Genomic DNA, 769 nt, shown 5'->3' on the forward strand with positions numbered 1-769 from the left:
AACCCACACAATTGTTCTTCTGACAAACGGCGAGACAGCGCGCTCAAATCACTTTGGCAGTCAATGCTCAGTGCCACACCCAGTTCGTTGGCTTTGCTCGCCTTTGCCAAAATCAAGGCTGACAAGGCCGGTCTGCTATTCAGCGCATGTAGCGAATCCAGTTGTGATTGACTGGCTTTCGCTTGCGACAAACAAACTGAAAGCGCTTTATCGTAAGCCCCCATTTGTAAGAGGCCCGAGATAGTCGAAAGCTTATTTTGATACTCGTGACGCGCAACGCGCATGTTCTCCATGTACTGCGTCACCTGACTGATTTTCTCCGAGAGTACGTGCATCTCATTTTGGTCACGCAAGCTAAACACCGCGCCATAAGGTTCACCTGTCGACGTACGAAGTGTAACTCGGTTCATCACCAAGTTTTTGCCATTCACGCGAATCAATCCATTAATGTAATCGTCACCTTTCAGCGAAAAACTTTCAGGGTTATCTATCCCGTCGGTAAAGACGTTGCCAAGCTAGTGATGATAGTTGAGCATAGCGCGCGCGGAATCATTAATAAGATACAAACTTCCCTCGGAGTTTATCGCGACTAATCCTTCATACGTCGCTTGCAACACGCCTTGATGCGTTTTCAATGCCTGTTTAAGCTGCCAAGGTTCTAACTCTTGCATTTGAGTTCGAACATAGCGAGAAAACTTCCAAGACAACCAAATACAAATAGCGACGGCAATGATTCCGAACGATATCAAAGGCAACAACCGTTCGCTTG

At 46.9% G+C, this 769-nt stretch carries 1 protein-coding gene and 1 pseudogene; both read right to left on the reverse strand.

The features are described 5' to 3' along the window. The coding region (locus R7E78_RS26075; RefSeq protein ID WP_318058604.1) for a sensor histidine kinase at window positions 1–431 on the reverse strand (431 nt) is incomplete at its 3' end. 84 nt (window positions 432–515) lie between these two features. Next, a pseudogene (locus tag R7E78_RS26080) lies at window positions 516–769 on the reverse strand (sensor histidine kinase); the annotation flags it as partial.

This window comes from Vibrio sp. YT-19(2023), assembly GCF_033337395.1.